This is a genomic window from Formosa sp. A9 (assembly GCF_051200825.1).
In the GTDB taxonomy this organism is placed as follows: domain Bacteria; phylum Bacteroidota; class Bacteroidia; order Flavobacteriales; family Flavobacteriaceae; genus Formosa.
The window spans coordinates 2,970,274-2,991,130 of the sequence record NZ_CP195158.1 but is presented as its reverse complement, the minus strand read 5'-3'; the positions used below and the strand labels follow the sequence as shown (position 1 = coordinate 2,991,130).

15 protein-coding genes are annotated in these 20,857 nt (G+C 35.2%); 3 read left to right on the top strand and 12 right to left on the bottom strand.

What is annotated here, in order from left to right:
• From ACR9EA_RS13155 to ACR9EA_RS13145, 3 genes are all read left to right on the top strand, one after another.
• Positions 1 to 1,431: a SusD/RagB family nutrient-binding outer membrane lipoprotein gene (locus ACR9EA_RS13155; protein ID WP_435133899.1), complete on the top strand. Its 1,431-nt coding sequence runs from the start codon at positions 1 to 3 to the stop codon at positions 1,429 to 1,431.
• Between the two features lie 25 nt (positions 1,432 to 1,456).
• On the top strand, positions 1,457 to 3,031 hold the full coding sequence (locus ACR9EA_RS13150; protein WP_435133896.1) for a calcineurin-like phosphoesterase C-terminal domain-containing protein: 1,575 nt from the start codon (positions 1,457 to 1,459) through the stop codon (positions 3,029 to 3,031).
• A gap of 63 nt (positions 3,032 to 3,094) precedes the next feature.
• Positions 3,095 to 4,033 carry a glycerophosphodiester phosphodiesterase family protein gene (locus tag ACR9EA_RS13145; RefSeq protein WP_435133893.1) on the top strand — a complete coding sequence of 313 codons (939 nt, stop codon included), beginning with the start codon at positions 3,095 to 3,097 and terminating at the stop codon, positions 4,031 to 4,033.
• A gap of 60 nt (positions 4,034 to 4,093) precedes the next feature.
• On the opposite strand, the gene ACR9EA_RS13140 is transcribed toward ACR9EA_RS13145, so the two are convergent.
• The 12 genes from ACR9EA_RS13140 to ACR9EA_RS13085 all read right to left on the bottom strand — a co-directional run bounded on the left by ACR9EA_RS13140 (position 4,094) and on the right by ACR9EA_RS13085 (position 20,746).
• Positions 4,094 to 5,227: a T9SS type A sorting domain-containing protein gene (locus ACR9EA_RS13140; RefSeq protein WP_435133890.1), complete on the bottom strand. Its 1,134-nt coding sequence runs from the start codon at positions 5,225 to 5,227 to the stop codon at positions 4,094 to 4,096.
• Between the two features lie 57 nt (positions 5,228 to 5,284).
• A complete protein-coding gene (locus tag ACR9EA_RS13135; RefSeq protein ID WP_435133887.1) occupies positions 5,285 to 5,425 on the bottom strand; it encodes a hypothetical protein in 141 nt (46 codons plus the stop codon).
• A 79-nt stretch (positions 5,426 to 5,504) separates the two neighbouring features.
• The gene (locus ACR9EA_RS13130; RefSeq protein ID WP_435133884.1) at positions 5,505 to 7,202 is read right to left on the bottom strand and encodes a hypothetical protein; all 1,698 of its coding nucleotides are present in this window, start codon (positions 7,200 to 7,202) and stop codon (positions 5,505 to 5,507) included.
• Between the two features lie 204 nt (positions 7,203 to 7,406).
• A complete protein-coding gene (locus tag ACR9EA_RS13125) occupies positions 7,407 to 11,261 on the bottom strand; it encodes a two-component regulator propeller domain-containing protein (protein ID WP_435133881.1) in 3,855 nt (1,284 codons plus the stop codon).
• A 198-nt stretch (positions 11,262 to 11,459) separates the two neighbouring features.
• Complete coding sequence (locus tag ACR9EA_RS13120; RefSeq protein ID WP_435133879.1) at positions 11,460 to 11,699, bottom strand: DUF6095 family protein; 240 nt, start codon at positions 11,697 to 11,699, stop codon at positions 11,460 to 11,462.
• Positions 11,680 to 12,507: an N-acetylmuramic acid 6-phosphate etherase gene (gene murQ, locus ACR9EA_RS13115; RefSeq protein ID WP_435133876.1), complete on the bottom strand. Its 828-nt coding sequence runs from the start codon at positions 12,505 to 12,507 to the stop codon at positions 11,680 to 11,682. Before murQ ends, ACR9EA_RS13120 begins: the two co-directional genes overlap by 20 nt.
• 119 nt (positions 12,508 to 12,626) lie before the next feature.
• Positions 12,627 to 14,867 carry an NADP-dependent isocitrate dehydrogenase gene (locus tag ACR9EA_RS13110; RefSeq protein WP_435133873.1) on the bottom strand — a complete coding sequence of 747 codons (2,241 nt, stop codon included), beginning with the start codon at positions 14,865 to 14,867 and terminating at the stop codon, positions 12,627 to 12,629.
• 839 nt (positions 14,868 to 15,706) lie between these two features.
• Positions 15,707 to 16,057, bottom strand: a complete 351-nt coding sequence (gene rplS / locus ACR9EA_RS13105; protein ID WP_435133870.1) for a 50S ribosomal protein L19 — start codon at positions 16,055 to 16,057, stop codon at positions 15,707 to 15,709.
• Positions 16,058 to 16,178: 121 nt separating this feature from the next.
• Complete coding sequence (trmD, locus tag ACR9EA_RS13100; RefSeq protein ID WP_435133867.1) at positions 16,179 to 16,856, bottom strand: tRNA (guanosine(37)-N1)-methyltransferase TrmD; 678 nt, start codon at positions 16,854 to 16,856, stop codon at positions 16,179 to 16,181.
• A 140-nt stretch (positions 16,857 to 16,996) separates the two neighbouring features.
• Positions 16,997 to 17,605, bottom strand: a complete 609-nt coding sequence (locus tag ACR9EA_RS13095) for a tRNA (guanine-N1)-methyltransferase (protein WP_435133864.1) — start codon at positions 17,603 to 17,605, stop codon at positions 16,997 to 16,999.
• Positions 17,606 to 17,748: 143 nt separating this feature from the next.
• Positions 17,749 to 19,197, bottom strand: a complete 1,449-nt coding sequence (locus ACR9EA_RS13090) for a glyceraldehyde-3-phosphate dehydrogenase (protein WP_435133861.1) — start codon at positions 19,195 to 19,197, stop codon at positions 17,749 to 17,751.
• A gap of 142 nt (positions 19,198 to 19,339) precedes the next feature.
• Complete coding sequence (locus ACR9EA_RS13085; RefSeq protein ID WP_435133858.1) at positions 19,340 to 20,746, bottom strand: trypsin-like peptidase domain-containing protein; 1,407 nt, start codon at positions 20,744 to 20,746, stop codon at positions 19,340 to 19,342.
• Between the last annotated feature and the right edge of the window lie 111 nt (positions 20,747 to 20,857).

Here is a 20,857-nt window from a genome sequence, read left to right as displayed (position 1 = left end):
ATGAAAAAACTACATATTATTTGTGCTATAGTACTTGGAAGTATACTAAGTAGTTGTACAAGCGATTTTGAAGCAACCAATACAGACCCTAACCGAATAGAAGAAATTAGTCCAGGTACACTGTTAAATCCAATTATATATGGAGTGTCTAGTCACCATGCCGACCGCGCTTACGATATTACCTTTAATCTTATGCAAGTGTCCTTACCTTATCCAAGTATTTCTGGAGGGTTGCATCGTTACGATGTAAGTGCAGGAATTGGTAATTCGTCTTGGAACACATATTATAAATGGCTGAAAAACATTAAAGAAATGGAAAAGGCTTGTGATGCTTACGAAGATAATAATTATAAAGCGATAGCATTAACATTAAAAGCCTGGGTGTATTCTAACCTTACCGATTTGTTTGGCCCTGTATCTATGACAGAGGCATCAAGCGGAGACGAAGATATAATTTACCCAGGTTTCGATACACAAGAAACCGTGTACCATACCATTTTGGCTGATTTAGAATCAGCCAATCAGCTGTACGATTTAAGTGATACTATGGTGTATTCTGAAGATATTTTATTTGGGAACGATATATCGCGTTGGCAAAAGTTTACTAATGCATTGCATTTAAGATTATTGCTGCGGACGTCTAATGTAATACCATCGCATTTCGATACCATGGCTAATATGATTAATAACCCAGAAGTTTATCCTGTGTTCGAAACAACAGAAGAATCTGCTATTTTACAAGTTACAGGAGTAGAACCAAATGTATCACCTTGGGGACGTCCGCAAGATTTCAGATTGGGAAAAAAAATGGCATCTTTTTTTATAGATCATCTAAACAGTTGGAACGATCCGCGTTTAGCGATTATTGCAACAACTGGCGCCGACTTACAAGGTAATAATTTAGGTTATATTGGTATACCTAGCGCTTATGCAGGTTCCGATTCACAGTTTCAGTTCGAGGCTTCTACTTTTAATATCGAGCAAGCTACAAACCCTATGCAAATTATGATTTTACCGTATTCGGAAGTTGCCTTTATAAAAGCAGAATTAGCGCAACGAGGTTATATAGATAATGCAGAAGGTTATTATAAAGAAGGAGTGAAAGCAGCTATAAATCAATGGGAAGTAGAAATGCCAGAAACTTATTTCGATACCTCTATTGTGCAATATAATGGTAGTCTAGAACAGATTTTACTTCAAAAATATTATGCTTTGTATTTTACAGATTATCAACAATGGTTTGAGTACAGAAGGACAGGGTATCCAGTATTGCCAAAAACCGAAGCCATGTTGAATAATGGCGACATGCCATCGCGTATGTTTTATCCAAATGATTTAGCAATAGAAAATGCCTCAGGTTATCAGGAAGCCTTAGAGCTTTTAAATGGACCAGACGATATTAATACCAAAGTTTGGTGGGACGTTGATTAATTTTTAAAAAATTACATATAATATTATGAAACAATTTTTTGTATTAGGCGTGCTGTTTTGCAGTTCGCTTTTAGGATGGTCTCAAAACCAAGTATCTGGAACCGTTTTTGAAGATACTAATGCTAACGGGAAACAAGACCGTAACGAGCAAGGTATTGCAAAAGTTGCTGTTACAAACGGAAAAGAAGTTGTACAAACCGATGCAAACGGATACTATGTCTTGCCAGCCTCAAACGATATGATTGTGGCGGTTATAAAACCAGAGAATTACACATTTCCGTTAAACGATAAAAATTTACCTCAGTTTTATTACATTCATAAACCAGAAGGTTCTCCAAAAAGTAAATTCACTGGTGTAGCGCCAACAGGTAACTTGCCCAAAGCGGTAAACTTTGGCTTGTATCCAAATAAAGAATCTAACGATTTTTCAATTTTAGTTTTCGGCGATCCGCAGCCTTATACTAAGCAAGAGGTAGATTATTTTGAAAAAGCTATCGTAAAAGAAGTTGTTAATACCAAAGACGTTGTTTTTGGTATGAGTTTAGGCGATTTGGTAGGTAACGATCTGTCCTTATTTAAACCGTATCAAGATGCGATACAACAAATTGGTCTACCTTGGTTTAACGTAATGGGAAATCACGATCTTAATTTCGATACCACGGAGGATAAGTTTTCTGATGAAACTTATGAAGCGAATTTTGGACCTTCTAACTATGCCTTTAACTACGGAAAGGTTCATTTTATTGTTTTAGACGATATTTTGTATCCAGATCCAAGAAAGCAAACCAAATATTGGGGAGGTTTTCGTCCAGATCAGTTAGATTTTATCGAAAACGATTTGAAATTTGTACCTAAAGATCACCTTATTGTTTTGGCCTTTCACATTCCATTAACCGAACCGGACAACGATGCGTTTCGGGATGAAGATCGTGAAACCTTATTCAATTTATTAAAAGATTTCCCGAACACCTTGTCGCTTTCGGCGCATACTCATATTCAAAAACAAGATTTTATAGCAGGTCCAGCAAGCTGGGAATTGGGTAGAAAACATCACGAGTACAATGTAGGAACTACCTCGGGTGATTGGTATTCAGGAGTACTTAACGACCAAGGTGTGCCAGTGTCTACCATGCGCGATGGAACGCCAAAAGGCTATGCGTTTATCGATTTTAAAGGGAATACTTATAAAACCAGATATAAAGTGGCAGGCAAACCAGATGATTATCAAATGTCTGTTTTTGCGCCAAAAGTGCTCGCCAAGGATAAGCGAACAAAATCGGGGGTTTACGTAAACTTTTTTATGGGTGAAGCTTCAGATGCTGTACAATATCGGATTGATAACGGCAAGTGGAAACCAATGAAACATGTAGAAGAAGCCGATCCAAATTACGTGGCCGATGTCATGCAATGGGATTTAACAGAAACCCTTTTAGAAGGAAAACGTGGCTCTAATCCAATAAAGAGTAAACATTTATGGTTTGGGAAATTAAATACCAAATTACCTGTAGGCACACATAATATTGAGGTGAAAGCAACCGACATGTATGGAAATGAATTTACAGGTTCTGCAACTTATAAAATTGAAGGTTCTCAGTTTTAAATTGTGTTTGTGAATTGCTTGCCCAGACAATACGTTTGGGCAAGTTTGTTTAAATTTAAGATTATGAAAAAAATAGTGTATTGCAGTTTGGTTTTGTTAGCGTTTATGTCGTGTAAAGACACAACTAAAAATAGCAAAGAAACACCATCTGAATCTGTGGAGGTTAGTTTAAATGCACACAGTATAAAAGTACAGGGACATCGCGGCGAACGAGCGCATAGTCCCGAGAATACCATTATAGGATTTAAAAGAGCCATACTTAAAGGGGTAGATGTAGTGGAGCTAGATGTTGTAATGTCTCAAGATTACCAAGTTGTTGTGTCTCACGAACCCTATATGTCTTCGGCTTATGTGCTGACGCCTTCGGGAGATAGTATTCATAAAATGAATGAAAAGCAATATAACTTGTACAATATGCCTTACGATAGCATTCGGCAGTACGATGTAGGTAGTAAGGTGAATTCTCGTTTTCCAGAGCAACAACTACAAGCGGCATATAAACCTTTGTTAGCTGAAGTTATAGATAGTTTGGAGCATTTTATAAAGCAAAATCATTTAAAACCTGTTGGTTATAATATAGAAATAAAATCAAATCCAGATGTTTACGATATTTACCAACCACGACCAGAAAAATTTGTAGAGGTGGTGATGGCTGTAATGCATTCGAAAACTATAGCGGGTAGCTACAATATACAATCTTTCGATCCATTTATTCTTGAAGAAATGCACAAGCGTTATCCCAAAGTGCCCTTAGCATTTTTGGTGTCCGATGGTCCGTTTCAGGAACATTTAAATCAACTGAGTTTTGTGCCACAAATTTACAGCCCTAATTATAAGCTTCTTGAGTATATTGATGATGTAAAAGCTGTACAAGACAAAGGAATGCAAGTTATTCCTTGGACAGTAAATTCTCCCGAGTCCATCAAGAAAATGATAGATTTACAGGTGGATGGCATTATTACCGATTACCCAGAACGTGTTATTTCGGCTTTAAAACGCTAATCATTTCTAAAATATCTCCTCATGGCTATGTTGCATGAGGAGTTTATTTTAATGAATTAATCAATGCTTAATAATTTTAAAGACTTGATTTTGTTTTTTACCAGAATATAAGTGAACAAAATATACGCCCGATTTCTCCGCTTCTAAAGAAATGGTTATTTTGCTAAGTCCTTGATTGACGTTTAATTGTTTAATAAGCTGACCATAGGTAGAAAATATTTTTAATTTGTAATTCGTAGATATCGGATTTTTAAAGGCGATATGCATTACTTTTGTAGTTGGGTTAGGATATACATTAAAGTCTCGTGTTGTTTTAAAATCTACACTAAGCGCAACACCTTCTTCCCAATAGTTTCTAATTTCGTAAGATGGTTCTAAGCCAACATCGTTAGGGTTAAAAAAGTTAGCTGCATTTGTGGTAATTATGGTGTTGTTTTTATTGGAGTCGTAAGTGTATAGACTTTCTCTATAAGGAATCCATTCTGGATCATTTTCACTATCATGCATTTCTGATGTATTAGATAGCATTTGATTGTCGTTGTTGTAGGTTATTAATCTTCTGCTAATCGGGATGCAATTGGCGGTTTCACAATCTTGATAGGTTTCTATGAGTTGGGTATTATTGTTAGACCATTCGTAGATAATTTGGACATTTAAGACCCAACTTGCTGGTGTTGCGGTAGTGTCCCAATCAAATAATTCTTCTTTCTCTTTTAAGCCTTCAGAATTGTAGTGTACTTTATAACGACCATCATTTTCCCAACTTTGATTGGTTTCATTCCAGATTTTCGAGATTTGTTCATCTAGTTTATCATTAACAAACATGGTTTCTAAACGGTCTTTGGGTACTATAGCACCTTGGTCGTTTCGGTTCCAAGTTTCTTGAGTCCACATTGTAGCGCTCGTACTTAAAGTTTCTTGGGTATATTGTACCCAAGTATTGTTTTCAAATTGATATTCTTTAGTTATGGTTGTCTGGGAGTTTGGATATTCGTAGTCGAATTTCTCTTCATTTATCCAGTCACTATCATCGTGCTCCTGATGTAACTCTTGTATAATACGGTTGTCGTTATTGTAAGTTATTAGGTCGCGTTCTTCATCTATCCAATTATTGTCGATTAGTATTTGTTTGGTGTCTAATGTTAAGTGGTCTGAAGCACTGTATTGTTTTAATCTTCTATAAGTTTCAAACATATTATTAATTAATGTGCGATTTACCAGTAAGGTTTCGTTATTAGAGCGTGTATTGCTTTAGGTATAGGTTTCGTCTTCGGAAAGTAACCACTCGTTGTTCTCCCAATCGTAAAGTTCTGTTTTTGTTAGCCTGTAAACTGTTTGGCATACCATATTATAGGTACTTAGGCAGGTTAGTAGAAGTAGTATTGTTTTCATAATGTATATTTTTATTTATACAGACGTATTAACCTAAATAGAATAATACGTCTGTGTTAATTGTATAAACCCCGATATATTAGTTTTTCATGCTGTTGGCTATGGATAGAATGTCCATACTTTTATAATCACTCTTTTGGATTGTAGTAGCAGATTGATTTAAAGACTGCGCTATAATACTCACACTATTTTTAGACTTTTTCTTGTCTGTTAAATGCATTTCCATAATTAAACCGTTGTTGAATTGCTTGGCAATTCGAGGGTCTATATCTGGAAGTTTTGTGGCTTTTGTATTTCCAAAATTTAAAAAATTACTTAAAGTGATTGGAGTTCCTGATGCGTGGTACAATTGAATTATATATCTGTCGTCTTCCATTTGAAGCCCTTTGCTATCGTAGCCTAAAATAGATTTTGAAGGTAATTGCGTTATGGTATAATCATTCTTTAGTTCGGAAGCGTTACTAACATCAGGAATAGGGTATAGTTGCAAGAAGTTAGAACCATTGGCTTCTATAAACATAACCATAGTTTTTAAATTATTATCGAAAAGCATGGTGGTGTTACCCATATCCTTAATATCAGGACTTGTCATTTGTGTGGCTTGGTAATTAGCACCTTCTTTAATAAGAAAAACCATATTTATTTCTTGTTGTTTTTTTGAAGACATCACCATTTTAGTATTGTATTTCCAATCGAAATCGTACGATTCTGGTAAGTCGTTTATAGAAATTTTGTGGTTGGAAATAGACTTGTTTACTGTTTTGGTAAGTCCTTTACTATCGCTGGTGTCGTAATCGCTATCGTCTATCATTTTTGAAGTGTTACCACCTTTAGCATTCCCCATAACCAACTCCATTAAGCCTTGGCCTTGCATACGCACTTCTCTAGCAGCCGGTAATTGTACATCGACATTGGTATATTCGTATTCTAAAATGTCTTCGCCAGGAGGTATTGGCATAGTGCCTAATTGCATGTCTTGACTTTGAACACTTTCCGATCGTTTTGAAACTATTTTAGTTAAACGGTTTTGATCATCGAACAACACATAGCTTCCTTCGTACCCGGGTTCGTTTAAAAACTCGAATTTTGTAAATGTTTTCCCGTTTATGGTTTCTTTTGTTTCGTTAAAATCTTCGTATCTAAATTGCTCGGGTTTATAAATGCTGGCAAATTCTACAAAGCCGTTAAAGGGGTTAGCAGTCATACCTAAATCGTGTTGTTTTTGCAAGTTAGCCATTACAGGTTCTGGAGGTAATTTGTAGGTGTTTACCATCATGGTGGGCACCATCATACCTTGACTTTGTAAAGCAATTATAGCGCTTTTTGTATACTCTCCATCTTTAAATACATAAACAAACCCTTCGCTATCTATAAAATTAGCCTTGGGTTTGTTTGGTAGTTGAGTTTTTACAGCAATTTCGTTGGTATCAAAATATTGTGTTTGGATTACTTCACCGTTTTCACTTATTTTAATAACCATGTCTTCTTTGTAAAAATCCCGTTTGGCTTGCGTGTGTTTTGCCAAAGCAGTATTTGACTGTTCGATTTGATTTGATGATGAATTTTGATTATTTGTAGTTTCAGAACCATCTACACCCGAAATGGCTCCGTCTATAACTTTTTCGGTTGTTTGTGTTGCGACTTCATCGGTCTTTCTTAACACTGTGCGCTCTACTGCATCTTGAGCACGTTTTTGAAGTTGCTTTAAAAATTGTCCGTGTACAGGCTGGCAAATACTTACACTAAGTATAACCGCCCAAAATAGTATGGTTTTCATAATTCTTTTTTTTAGAAAAAAGGAGTAATTGTTAACATGTCATTACTCCTTTTTATTCAGATTAATAGCACTTTTATAATACTAGGTAAGGGTATAGTGGTTAATAGCACATGGTAAAATTATTTTATTATTGGCTGTAGTTATATGCCATTTGTAACAAATGCTGTAACGTATGTAACATGTGTGTTTTAAAGGGGACTATGCCTACGCTTGTAGCTCTGATGGGGTGCAATTAAATGCCTTTTTAAAACATTTAATGAAATATGAAGGCGAATTAAATCCGACTTCGTAACTTATTTCGGCGATAGAAAGATCGCCTTGTAATACGAGTTGTTTTGCAATTTTAAGGCGTTCAATTCTAATAAATTCTGTTGCCGAGTAGCCTGTAGTTGCCTTTAGTTTTCTATGCAGTTGCATTCTACTCATGTACATGTGCTTGCTAAACGTTTGTACATTAAAATCGGGATTTGTGAGTTCGGTTTTAAGTACTTCATTTAATTTTGTGAAGAATTTTTTTTCGGTTGGTGTTTGCGCTAAATCTAATAGGGCAGTTCCTGTACTGTATTTATGTTGCAGTTGTTGTCTTACTTTTATGAGGTTGTTAATTTTAAGTTGTAGCACATCTGTATTAAATGGCTTAACAATATAATCGTCGGCTCCTGTTTGCAGACCTTCTATTTCGTTTTTAAATCCGCTTTTAGCGGTTAATAACACAATAGGGATATGACTCGTTTTTTGATCGCTTTTTAAAGTTTTAGACAAAATAATACCATCGGTTTTAGGCATCATTAGGTCGCTAATTATAATGTCTGGAATTACGGATAATGCGAGTTTTATGCCTTCTTTACCGTTATTGGCCTCGTATATATTAAATTGAGATTTAAAGAGCCTTACTATAAATAAACGTATGTCTTCGTCGTCTTCAACAATCAATAAATTTAGTTTTTCAGTGGTTTTAGACGTGTTATTTGCTTTTAAATAAGGAAAACCATTAAGTTGAGGACTTTTTGTGTGTTCTTGTATTTCGGAATTTAAAAATGAAGATTTATAAATAGGCAGTTTTAATTTAAATTGAATTTGATTTTCATTGATGTGGTTTACAGAAATATCGCCATGATAAAGAGACGTAAGTTCTTTAACAAGCGATAAGCCAATACCTACACCATCGGTATTATTTTCGCCTTGATAGTACCTGTCGAACCATTTGTTAATAAGGTTAGTGTTTATGGCGTTACAAGTATTGGTAATGCTTAACGATAAATGATTTTCTATAATTTGTGTTTGGATATAAATAGTGCCGTTTTCGGGCGTGTATTTTACGGCGTTACCTAATAGATTGGTAATAATTTTTTCGAACACTTCTGTGTCCAACCAAACTTGATTTAGTTCTGTTAGGTTGTAAGTGAGTGTCATGTTTTTCTCTTTGGCTTTAAATTGAAACGCTTGAATAATTTGAGTGAGTAAAGCATTTAAATCGCCTTCTGTTACTTGCAGTGTTAAATTACCTGTTTCTAATTTCGAAAGGTCTAGCATTTGGTTTACAAGATTTAACAGACGTTTAGAACTTCTGTGGGCCAGATTTAAATCTTGTTTATCATCTAAATTTAATTTAGGGTTGTTTAGTTGTTTTTCTAAAGGACCAGAAATGAGTGTTAGCGGCGTTCTGAATTCGTGAGAAATGTTGGTGTATAATTTCGTTTTTTGGGCATCTAATTCTTTTAAACGTTCGGTTTCGTCATGCTCAAATTGAAGTTGCATTTTTATATTCCATCGCCATTTTAAATACTTATAAATTCCTAAAATTAAAAATGCCGTTAATATACTATACACAAAAAAAGCAAGATTACTTAAATACCAAGGTTGCTTAATTGTAAAGGTGTAAGTGGCTGGATTTGGGTTCCACACCCCATCATAATTACTGGAAATTACTTTAAAAGTATAGGTGTTTGGTGGTAAATTGGTGTAGTGGGCAATATTGCTGTGGTTAGCTTTAATCCAAGTTTTGTCGTGATTTAATAATTGATATTTGTACGAATTGAGTTTAGGTTGCGAAAAGTGTAAGGCTGAAAAGGTAAAGGTTACAGTGTTATTAAAATGAGGTAATTTGGTGTTTTGAAGCAGGGGCTGCGGTTTTGAAAATACTTCGAATTTAGAGATGATGGTTTTTGGCGCGATGGTATTGTACGACAGTTGATTAGGATGAAACCAGTTTACACCTTCCAGTCCACCAAAAAAGAGCAATCCGTTGGGGGCTTTGTAATAGGCTCCTGTATTAAATTCTCTAGCTTGTAAACCGTCATGAATACCAAAATTTTCGAAAGCATGGTTTTTAGACTGTGTATTAAATTTACTTAAACCATTGTTGGTACTAAGCCACAAATTACCCATGTTATCTGGTAAAATGCCATAAACCACTTGGTTTGGTAAGCCATCTTTGGTTGTGTATTGCCTTGTATTATAAGTAATGGTATTTAATGATTTTAAGCCATCTCCGTTAGTGCCAATCCATAAGGTGTTTGCATCAATATAAAGTGATTTTATTTTATCTGGAATTTGTTTAATGGTTTCAATTTGATTGGTTTTCGAGTTTAATTTGAAAAGTCCATTAGAGTCAGAACCTATCCAAATATCATTATTGTAATCTATACAAACCGTTTTGATGTGGTTGGTTGGTAATGCCGAGTTTTTTGTGTTGAATTGCTTTATAATACCTTGACTTTTGTCGAATAAAATGATGCCATTATTTTCGGTACAGAGCCAAGCTTGGTTGTTTTTATAGGGAACAATCCTCCAGATTGTTAGTGATTCTAATTCCGGATATGATATATAATTATTACTGCCTTCTTTAATGTTTAAACCGTAACCTTGATGCCCAATCCATAAATTGTTATTAATGGTACTGAGACTTATAACACGATTGCTGGATAATTTTGAAGTTTCGGCAGTAATGGTTTTATATGTATTTTGGCGTAGGTTAACTAATGTAAGGCCTTTGCCAGAGGTTCCTATCCATAAAGAGTCTCCTGTTTTAGATGTGGTTATGGCACGTACCATATCAACATTTACTGATTTAGGAACCTGATTATTGGTTATGATATTAAATTTTATCAGATGAGCGTCGTAATAACTTGCTCCTGTACCATCCGATCCAAACCATATATTTCCCGTATTATCTTCCAATAAGCAAAGCATATCGTTATAGTGAATGGCAAACGGATTGTTTTTATTGGCTTTAAAATTAAATACCTTTTCATTTTGCATCAGGAATACGCCATGTCCATAAGTAGCAATCCAAAGTCTATTTTTTTTATCTATTAAAATATCTTCTATGTTAAGGTGTAATGGAATTTTATCGTTTTTTATCTGGATTAGGCTATCGGTATTTGCAGGTTTTAAAAAAAGACCATCACCATAAGAGCCTATCCAAAGGTCGCCTTCAGGCGTTGGAGTTAGAGCACTAAAGTTAATCGGTTTTGTGTTGATCGTTTTTAGCGCCGTGTAGCTTTTGTTTATAGGGTTTAACTTAAATACGCTACCAGTAGTACTAATGTAAATTTCCTGGTTTAGTTCCGTAATATCGTTAACGGTTTTAGTGGTATCTGTATTTTTAAATAGTTGTTTTGTGGTTTTTGTATTAGCATCTAATGTAAAAAGACCATTATCGTACGCCCCTACGAAGCGTTGTTTTGCGTTATTTTGAAATAATGTGCTTGCTTTAAAATGTAAAGGAATTTGTGTGAAATCATTTCTGGTGTTATCAAAAAGCTCCAATTTACCAGGGTGGGTAATAATCCATAGTTTATTTTGTTTATCAATATAAACCTTACCTAATTTACTGTAGTTAGATCGCGTAATGTCTTCGAACTGTTTGTCGTAATGCGTAACATGTTGTCCGTCGTATTTATTAAGTCCGTCTTGGGTGGCCAGCCATAAATAACCTATGCTGTCTTGAGCTATACTTATGACACTGTTTTGGGAAAGGCCATCGTTAATTGTTAAGGTTTTAAAGGCAAATTGTTTTTGAGAAAAGCGATCGTCGGGTAGGGACTGTGCATTCAAATTTTTATTGAAACCTAAGTTGTTCAATAAATAAATACTAAAGAAAATATGAAATATATACCCGCGCATAGTACAAAAACATGTTTTGTTCTTAGGGGTAGATTGTTATAAATATACGTAATTCGTTGCAGATTAGATGTGTTTTACAATGATATTTATAAACGACGCAATAACAATAATGCTAAAATGTTTTTAATGCTACTGTTTCTTAAACATACTGTCTAAAATGGTTTTTAATCCTTTAAAGGCGAAAAATAATGCCAGACCGCATATAATAAATCCAACTATTAATAGGGGAATATAAAGTGGTTTTTCTCTGTTTGTTAATGCTAAATGAAGAAAAGTAGGGCCTAAAAACATACAAGCTAAAGCTAAGCCCATTTTTTTTAGGCCATTAACCAATATGGTTTTATTTGTTCTAGAGGTGTTTTGCGTCATGATTATAGTGATTAATTGCGGCTCTTACATTTTTATGTGTATTTAATAATTCTTGAGCTTCCTCATACGAAATCTTGAGTTCGTTCATAATCATTTTTGTGCCTCGGTCAACCAACTTGTCGTTGCTCAGTTGCATGTCTACCATTTTATTGCCTTTTACTTTTCCAAGTTGAATCATGGTTGCGGTAGAAATCATGTTCAAAACTAATTTTTGTGCGGTTCCGGCTTTCATTCTGGAACTACCTGTAACAAATTCGGGGCCTACAACCACTTCAATAGGAAATTGAGCTGCGAGCGACAAGGGACTATTTTGGTTGCAGGTAATGCATCCGGTTACAATCTGGTTTTCGTTGCAATTTTGTAATGCCGAAATAACATAAGGTGTTGTGCCCGAAGCAGCAATACCAACTACCACATCTTTATTACTAATTTGATGATTTTGTAAATCTTTCCACCCTTGAGCGGTGGAATCTTCAGCAAATTCTACAGCACTTCTAATGGCTTGGTCACCCCCGGCAATTAAACCAATAACTAAGTCTGGAGACACACCAAAAGTAGGAGGGCATTCCGAGGCATCTACAATGCCTAAACGACCACTGGTACCTGCACCGATATAAAATAAACGGCCACCAGCTTTTAATTTTAGAACTACTTGTTGGATGAGTTGTTCTATTTGTGGTAAGGCTTTTTCTATGGCAAGCGGTACGGTTTTATCTTCGTTATTAATGTTTACTAATAATTCCTGAACAGACATTTGTTCTAGGTTATTGTAGTTAGAGTCAGCTTCGGTAGTTTTGTAAAAATCCATAGTGTAAAGATACGAATTCGGTTTGTTTTACTAGAGTTATGCGATTGAATTGCATGAATTTTTCCTAATAAAAAAGACCCCCGAAGGAGTCTTTTTCTGTATAAATCGAAATTTAATTTTTAAGCTAGGGCTTTAGAAATTGAATCTAAAATACCGTTAAGCGTTGTGCTTGGACGCATGGCTTTAGATGTTAAATCTTCGTTAGGCTCGTAGTAACCTCCAATATTTACTGGAGCACCTTGTATGCTATTTAACTCGTCTACGATTTTAGTTTCGTTTTCGGTTAAGGCTTTGGCAACATCTTCAAAAATAGCTTTTAAAGCTTCGTCTTTAGTTTGGTTTGCTAAAGCTTGTGCCCAATACATAGCTAAGTAGAAATGACTACCGCGGTTATCTAATTCTCCAGCTTTTCTCGACGGCGATTTTCCATTGTCTAAGAATTTTCCAGTAGCTTCATCTAATGTTTCGGCTAATATTAAGGCTTTTTCGTTTTTAGTAGTTTCAGAAAGATGTTCTAAAGAAACAGCTAAAGCTAAAAATTCACCTAAAGAATCCCAACGTAAGTGGTTTTCTTCAAGAAATTGTTGAACGTGTTTAGGTGCAGAACCTCCGGCACCAGTTTCAAATAATCCGCCACCATTCATTAATGGTACGATTGATAACATTTTTGCACTGGTTCCTAATTCTAAAATTGGGAATAAATCGGTTAGGTAATCACGCAGTACGTTTCCAGTTACAGAAATAGTGTCTTTACCATCTTTAATACGCTCTAATGTAAAAGTAGTTGCATCTTTAGGCGATAAAATTCGAATATCTAATCCTGTGGTATCGTGGTTTGGTAAATAGGTATTTACTTTTTTGATTAATTCGGCATCGTGAGCTCTGTTTTTGTCTAACCAGAAAACGGTTGGTGTATCTGTAGCTCTAGCGCGACTAACGGCTAATTTAATCCAGTCTTGAATTGGAGCATCTTTTACTTGACACATTCTCCAAATATCACCAGCTTCAACTTGGTGTTCGGTTAAAACAGTACCCTTGGCATCTATCACTTGAACGCTACCGTTTGAAGCCATTTCGAAAGTTTTATCGTGAGAGCCGTACTCTTCAGCTTTTTGAGCCATTAAACCAACGTTAGGAACAGTACCCATAGTGGTTGGATCGAAAGCCCCATGTTCTTTACAGAAATCGATAGTGGCTTGGTAAATACCTGCATAACTGCTGTCTGGAATTACAGCTTTTGTGTCTTGTTGCTTACCATCGGCATTCCACATTTGTCCAGAAGTACGTATCATAGCTGGCATAGAAGCATCAATAATAATGTCGCTAGGAACATGTAGGTTGGTAATACCTTTATCGGAATCTACCATGGCAAGGGCAGGTCCGTTTGAAAACGCAGCATCTATATCTTTAAGGATTTCTTCCTTCTTGTCGGCTGGTAATTTCTCTAAAGCGCTTAATACATTACCAAAACCATTATTAGCATCGGCACCAATGCTTTCTAAAGTTTCACTATATTTTTCAAAAACATCTTTAAAGAATACACGTACGGCATGGCCAAAAATAATAGGGTCGGAAACCTTCATCATAGTTGCTTTCATGTGTAACGATAACAGAATGTTTTTATCTTTAGCGTCTTGTACTTGAGCTTCCAAAAAGCTTAGTAAGGCTTTTTTGCTCATTACGGTAGCATCTATAATTTCTCCCTCTAATAAGCTTAAGTTATCTTTTAAAAAGGTTGTGTTTCCGTTGTTGTCTGTAAATTGAATACTAACTGAAGTTGCTTCATTAATGGTTACAGATTTTTCGTTATGTGCAAAATCACCTGCACTCATAGTAGCCACGTGCGTTTTAGAATCTGCAGTCCATGCGCCCATGCTATGCGGATTCTTTTTTGCGTAGTTTTTAACGGCTTTTGGTGCTCTACGGTCTGAGTTCCCTTCGCGTAGTACAGGGTTTACAGCACTACCTTTAATTTTATCGTATCTAGATTTAATGTCTTTTTCGGCATCAGATTTTGGTTCGTCTGGATAATTTGGTAATTCGTATCCTTGACTTTGAAGTTCTGAAATTGCGGCTTTTAGCTGAGGTATCGACGCACTAATATTAGGAAGTTTTATAATATTAGCCTCTGGCTTTTTAGCTAATTCACCTAATTCTGCCAAAGCATCTGGTAATTGCTGCTCGGCTGTTAAAAAGTCAGGGAATGTAGCAATAATTCTACCCGCTAAAGAGATGTCTCGGGTTTCAACATTTATATTTGAAGGCGTTAAAAACGCTTTAATAATTGGTAAAAAAGAATAGGTTGCTAAAGCCGGAGCTTCGTCTGTTTTTGTGTAAATAATTTTAGAACTTAATGCCATTTTAGATTGTTTTATAGAAATTTTTTTGACGAAAAATATAAGGCATTTTTCGCGAAATGCAAATATACAAAAAATGAAATGTTTATTTATAAGGAATTAAACTAGTAAAGTGCGATTTGCTTGCATAATTTTTAAAATTTAATGGCATACTAAGCATTTTGTTTGATATTTAACAAATAAAGTACGATTGTTAAAAAAAGAGTGTGAGGTAGAGTTAAGAAAAAAACAAAAGCCATATCAAATAGTATATACTATCCTGATATGGCTTTCTTTGAAATAGTATTTAAAATGTATTAGCCTTTTGACTAACGACGTTCGGAATTACATCTTACTTGTTTTATTAAAAATAACCATTTCAAAATATGAAACATTTAACAGTTGTAACGTTCAAAATGTATTTACTTGCTACTTAAATGTTTCGAGGTATTGTTGTTCTTGATGTTTTAAGACTCATTTATTTTTATATAAATACAGCTACAAACATTGTTTTCTTTCTAAAATAACTTGCGTTTCTTTTTTACATTCGAAAACTTTCAGTTTAATACCTCTACATTAAATAGTAAATACTAATTAATTAGGTATTTAACGTCATGATTTTTACTTACATATATCATGCAATCCAAAATCTCGAAAAACAATACTAAAAAGAACGTTTAATACACAAATGACATTTGAGGTATTAATTCTTCTATAAAGATAAGAAACAAAAGAAGGATTTACAAGGTTTTTAACATTTTAAATATCAACAGGTTATAAACTTAGGTTGTTAACTTTTGTTCATAAAAAAAGTCCTAACTATTATGGAGTTAGGACTTTTTAATATATTTAGAAAGCTAGTTTTATCTACGGCTTTCTTTAATTCTTGCTTTTTTACCAGTAAGACCTCTAAAGTAGAAAATACGAGCTCTACGTACTTTACCTTTTTTGTTTACTTCTATTTTTTGTAAAGCAGGCATGTTAATCGGGAAAATACGCTCTACACCTACAGTACCAGACATTTTTCTGATAGTAAAGGTTTCAGAAGTTCCTGTACCTCTTTTTTGAATAACTACGCCTCTAAAAAACTGAGTACGTACTTTTTCTCCTTCTCTAATTTCGTAGTACACAGTAATTGTGTCTCCAGCTCCAAACTCTGGAAATTCTTTTTTTGTTACAAATTCGTCTTGTACAAATTTTATTAAAGACTCCATATCTTTATGTTTTATATAGTGTTATATCAAAGCAACATTCACGATTTTCGCCAGAGGTTGGTTCGAAATTGGCTGCAAAAATAGTGATTAATTTATAATAAACAATGCTTTGGTTTAAAAATTAATCGTCTAACAAGTCTGGTCTTCTGGATTTTGTGCGTTCGTAGGCTTGGTTTTCTCTCCATTTTTCAATTTCAGGAAAATTTCCGCTAAATAGCACATCTGGCACTTTATGGCCTTTGTAGTCTCGTGGTCTGGTGTAAATTGGTGGCGCCAATAGGTTGTCTTGAAACGAATCTGTTAGTGCTGAGGTTTCGTTGCCCAGTACTCCAGGGATTAAGCGTATAATTGCATCGCATAAAACGGCTGCGCCTAATTCGCCTCCAGATAGTACGTAATCTCCTATAGATATTTCTTTAGTTACGAACATGTCGCGTACACGTTGGTCTACACCTTTGTAATGTCCGCATAAAACGATAATGTTTTTTTTTAGCGATAGTGCATTGGCAACTCCTTGTTTTAAAGTTTCACCATCTGGTGTCATGTAAATAATTTCGTCGTACGTCCGTTCCGATTTTAATTTAGTAATGCATTTATCGATAGGTTCTATAAGCATAACCATACCTGCGCCGCCACCAAATTGATAGTCGTCTACGGTTTTGTAATTGTCAGACGTGTAGTCTCTTAAATTATGAAAATGTACTTCAACTAAATTGGCCTCGATAGCTCGTTTTAAAATTGAAGCTTCAAACGGACTTTTTAGTAATTCGGGTAAAACCGTAATAATGTCTATACGCATGACAAATAAAATTTTAAGCATGCAAAGATGCGAAGAATAGGCTAAATACTAAAAGGCCAAGAGGTATAAAAAAGAAAAAAGTCTATAAATTGAGGGTATAGACTTTTTGTGAGTGTAAAAAATATGGATATGAAAGGTATTTACACACTCGCTTTTTGTTTGTTAATTTCGTCTTGTAATTGACGTCTTACTTTTTGTTCGCGCTTAAGTGCTGTTTGTCTGTGCTCTTCAAACTCTTCTTCTATCTCTGCTAACATGCGTTTTGCTTCCTTGGTTACAGAATTGCTGTTTCTGAATTTATATATGAAGAACAATAAAAACACCAACAGTCCACCAATTACAGACCAAATAAACGTATTGTAGGTTTGTTTACTTAGTTGAAGACCCAAAAATTGCATGCTGTCTTTTTCTTTATTGGTAAGGTCTAAAGTGTTTTGGGTTTCATTTAAATTGCTTTTAAGGCTTGCTATTTCGCCTGCCTGCTGCTCTACATTTATTTGTGTTTCCGAGAGGTCTTTTTGTACAGCTTTTAAAGAGTCTAAGGTATGTGCCTTTAAAGCGTATAACCAAGTTTTTTTTACAACCTTATAATCTTGGTAATTATTAGATCGCTGAATAACATATTCGAACTGATTGTCTAAAGAGCCTTCGTTTAATGATAATTTGTCTTCTGTGTCGTCTTGAGAAAATGTAGGTAGGGATAATAAAAATGTAAATAATGTAATTGCTATTGGTCTTAATAATGTCATTATTTTTAGGGTATTTGGGTTTTATAATGCTACGAAAATAGTAAAAATAATAGTTAATCTATTTAGTTGAATTAGCAAAAAACCTCACAAAAGTGAGGTTTTTCATAATATACGATTAAAATGTGTTTTTGGATTACGAGCTGTTAATAATATGTATAGCGTCTTACTTTGGCAATGTATTTCGCTAGCCTAATTACTTGATGGCTATAGCCGTACTCGTTATCGTACCAAATGTATAAAATAGCATTTTTTTGGTTTGCACTTACAATTGTAGCTTTACTATCGAATATTGAAGGGGCCGAGCTACCTACGATGTCGCTAGATACTAACTCATCACTTAATTCGTATTTAATCTGCTCGACCAAGGCGCCTTCCAAAGCACTTTTTTTAATGGTGTTGTTAATGTGCTCTACAGAAGTTTCGTTAGTTAATTCTAAATTTAAAATGGCTAAAGATCCGTTAGGAACAGGCACTCTAATGGCATTAGAGGTTAGTTTGCCCTCTAAAACAGGTAGAGCCTTTGCAACCGCTTTGCCAGCACCAGTTTCGGTAATTACCATGTTAAGTGCTGCGGCACGACCACGACGGTATTTGTTATGGAAATTATCTACTAAATTCTGGTCGTTAGTATAGGCGTGAATGGTTTCTAAATGCCCGTGTTCTATACCGTAACTGTCTTGAATGCTTTTTAATATGGGAGTAATGGCATTTGTGGTACAGGATGCTGCAGAAAAAATATCGACAGATTCTGGATTGTGTTCTAAATGGTTTACGCCATGAACAATATTAGGAACGCCTTTCCCTGGTGCTGTAAGGAGTACTTTGTCTACGCCTTTAGAGGCAAGGTGTCTGCTTAAAGCTTCATGATCTCTAAACGCACCTGTATTGTCTATCACTAACGCATTGTTTATACCGTAAGAGGTGTAATCTATTTCTTCTGGATTATTGGCAGAAATGATTTTAACTGTCGTGCCATTAATAATAAGTGCACTGTTTTTAGGATCTGCAATTACATTGCCCGAAAATTCACCATGTACAGAGTCGTTGCGGAGCAAAGATGCGCGTTTTTCTAAAACCGTTTGGTCTACTTTGCCTCGGGTTACTATAGCGCGTAGTCTTAACTGATTTCCAGAGCCTGTTCTGGCCATAAGTTCGCGGGCAACTAGGCGCCCAATTCTACCAAAACCATAGAGCACAACATCTTTAGGGGTTATGCTATTGTTTTTACTGGCGTTCTTTAATTTTTGGGCTACAAAGGCCATAGCGTTGCTATGCTTGTGGTCGTCTAGCTGAAACTCGTAAGTTAGTTTACCAATATCTAACTTTGCAGGCGGTAGGTCTAAAGTGCGAATGGCTTGAGCGATCTCTACCGAATCGAAAATGGAAATCGGTTTTTGTACAAATTCGCCAGCATATTCATGCAAATTAAGAATCTGACTCACGTTTCTGTCAATTAATTGATTTCTGAAGAGTACCAATTCGATAGATTTGTCGTACCAAAGGTCGCTTACAATTTTAATGAACTCTACAGTTGCTCTTCTGCGATCGGCTTGGAAAGCAAGTTCTTTTTCGTAAGTTTCAATAAAACTCATGGTTTAAAATTTAGTGTGTTGTTTTATATTTTCGGCAAAAATAGCATATTTCAAACGTTTTCGTAATTTATTTTTATAAAAATAAAACCCTTTAGAAATTCTAAAGGGTTTGGGTTCGATGTATTGAAAGATGTAAAAAAAATTATCTGAAATTAAAGCGTTCTTTTTCGCCGCGAGCATTTATTAATTCTATTTGTAATGGCTCGTAAGGCGATTTGTTTTTTATAATATTCTGTACATCGTCTACAGATTTTACTTTTTCTCCGTCTATAGCCGTAATTATTGTGCCTTCAACAATGCCGTTGCGTTTCCAGTATTCGGCATATTTATCGTTTAGTCTTAAAATTTTCACACCATTGCTTAGGTTGAATTTTTTGAGATCTTGTTTATCGGTGTTTTTTATTACACCAACTAAAGGCATGGTAAGGGTTTGGTTTTTAATTAATGTAACAGGAACTTCTTTTGTTTTGCCATCTCTTAAAAGGGTAACTTGTACCACATCGTTAGGACGTTTTGTATTTAAATGCCCTCTTAAGTCTGAAAATTTTGTGATTTTAACTTGATCGATTGCTTTAATAATATCGCCATGCTGAATACCAGCGGCTTCTGCACCAGAGCCTTCTTCAACACTATCTACATAAAAGCCTTCGGTTTCACTAAGTTCTAGTTTTTCGGCGTACGCATTATTAAGAGCCCCACCAGTTACACCCAATATACCGTTTTGTACATTACCATATTCTATAATATCTTCAATTACTTTGCGGGCGATGTTACTAGGTACTGCAAAAGAATAACCGATGTACGAACCTGTTTGCGAAGAAATTGCTGTGTTTATCCCAATTAAATCTCCATTTACATTTACTAAAGCACCTCCAGAGTTTCCTGGGTTTACAGCAGCATCTGTTTGGATGAACGACTGATAGCTTTGTCCAGATAAGTCTCTGGATTTTGCACTAATAATACCTGCGGTTACTGTAGATGTTAAATTAAAAGGGTTGCCAACAGCAAGCACCCATTCGCCAATTTTGGCTTGGTCGCTATCTCCAAAAGTACTGTATGGCAATTCTTCGTCAGCTTCAATCTTTAAAAGTGCAATGTCTGTTTTGTCGTCCGATCCGACAACTGTTGCATTGTATTCTTTATTATTGTTTAAAGTAACCGATAAAGCTTGCGCACCATCAATTACGTGGTTATTGGTAATAATGTAACCGTCGGGAGAGATAATAACTCCAGAGCCAGTGCCAACTTGAGGTTGCATAGGTCTGCGGCCATAAAACAAGTCCTCAAAAGTCATTTGTCCAGAAACCATGGCAACGTTTTTAACGTGTACAACCGTATGGACTGTGTTTTCGGCAGCCGCTGTAAAATCTGGAGCATTAACCAAATTGTTAGTGTTTACAATATTGTTTGTAGGTATAAAATGCGATGCAGATGGTTCGGTTTTTGTTGTTACAACCGGTTGGTCTTTTTCAATAAATATTTTGTAAGTTCCTAAGGTAATTGCCCCACCTAAGGCAGAAATTAAAACTAAGGTTAAAATCTTTTTCATTTATATTTATAATTAAGTTTTTAAGAATTTAAGAATAAAATTAATTTTTTTACTGATGTATTTGATGAGGTTTAACGATTTTTAACGTGCAATTTAACGACTTTTAACAAC